This window comes from Bradyrhizobium sp. Mp27, assembly GCF_029953005.1.
Taxonomy (GTDB): Bacteria; Pseudomonadota; Alphaproteobacteria; order Rhizobiales; family Xanthobacteraceae; genus Bradyrhizobium; species Bradyrhizobium barranii.
In genome coordinates this window covers 1-1,434 of sequence record NZ_JASAUS010000490.1, presented here as the reverse complement: position 1 = coordinate 1,434, position 1,434 = coordinate 1, and the positions used below count along the sequence as shown (strand labels likewise).

Here is a 1,434-nt window from a genome sequence, read left to right as displayed (position 1 = left end):
GGACTTCCGGCGCATCGCCACGCGATATGACAAGCTCGCCCGTAATTTTTTGGCCGCTGTTCATCTCGCCGCTCTCGTCGCATATTGGCTCAATTGAGTCTGGACCCTAGTCCTCTGGAACGCAAGTTCGTCACATTAGTTGATAGCTCGAATCTCTACAGAGGAGAGTGCTCGTGGCGAATGCGGGTGTGCGAGGCCGGCCGATCGCGCCGCTGGTGCTTAGTCCGCAGGAGCGGGCGTACTTGGAGAGGCTCGTCGTCATCGCGTTGCCGAATCGCTATCTGAGCGCTGCCGCGCGATCCTGCGGTGTGCAGATAGTCTGCCAAGCAAGTCGGTGGCTGCCAAACTTGGCATCCATGAACACACCGTTGGCAAGTGGCGCCGCCGATTCTTGAAGGATTGCTGTGATGGCCTGCTTGACGAAGCCCGTCCTGGGCGCCCTCGAACCATCGACGACGATCAGGTTGCTGTGGTAATCGAGCGGACATTGCGTACGACGCCGCGCGACGGACGCACTGGTCGATCCGCTCGATGGCTGCGGAAACTGGCTTTTCTCACACCACGATCGGCCGAAAGTGGACGGCGTTCGGCCTGCAGCCGCACCGCAGCCAGACATTTAAACTGTCGAGCGATCCGCTATTCGTCGATAAGGTGCGCGATATTGTCTGGCTTTACCCGAACCGAGCCATTGTCCTCAGCGTCGATGAGACCATTAAGGCACGGTGGATTTGTGAGCAGGCGCATCAGCAGTTGAAGGAGGAGCTTGGACTTGATCACTTCGAAGGGCGATCATGGCAAGGTCTTCATCGCCACGCCCTGATGACAATGATTGCCTACGCCTTCCTGCAACATCATCGCCTCGCATACGCGGGGCAAAAAAAAGAGAATCAACGGGCCTCCGCCTCAACCAACCATGCCCGCCGTACGTTTCGCCATCGTCGATCTCATCCTTCGGCCGCCGTCTCAGCAGTGCCCATATTGCCGAAAGCAAATCCTTGAAAAACAGTGGCGCAAACGCATTCTGTTCGCGGTAGGGACACCCATCACTGGGCGCCCCCCGCGCAGATCCCGGCGAGCCCAATTAAGGCACCGGGCTCCTACCTCGGGTGTTTGACGGCGAAGCGCAGCTTCGGCCATGGATGAAGGATGCGAGCCTTGGGGAGCCAGTCATCGGTGATCTGCGTTATGCGATCCCAGGTCAGACAGGTCCGCTGACTGCGCCGCCGAAGCGTCCGCCTCCAGAGATCGGTCAGATAGAACCGAAACGCATTGAGCGCTCGGCCATTCGTCGGGACAGCAAAGTGTCAATCGGCCTGTAAATTTGGCTCTTCTCTATTCGGCCGGATTTAGTCAAGGGCTTGATTGGGCGCCTCCTTGGGTTCGGTACCGCTCGCGGGGCCGTGCTTCTCTTCGGGATCAGCCGTATGGCTCTCC

3 pseudogenes are annotated in these 1,434 nt (G+C 58.9%); all 3 read left to right on the top strand.

The window, feature by feature from the left end:
* A pseudogene (locus tag QJT78_RS51225) lies at positions 1-97 on the top strand (IS5/IS1182 family transposase); the annotation flags it as partial.
* A gap of 76 nt (positions 98-173) precedes the next feature.
* Positions 174-708, top strand: a pseudogene (locus QJT78_RS51220) (helix-turn-helix domain-containing protein); the annotation flags it as partial.
* Positions 709-999 (top strand): annotated as a pseudogene (locus QJT78_RS51215) (IS701 family transposase); the annotation flags it as partial.
* Positions 1,000-1,434: the final 435 nt, after the last annotated feature.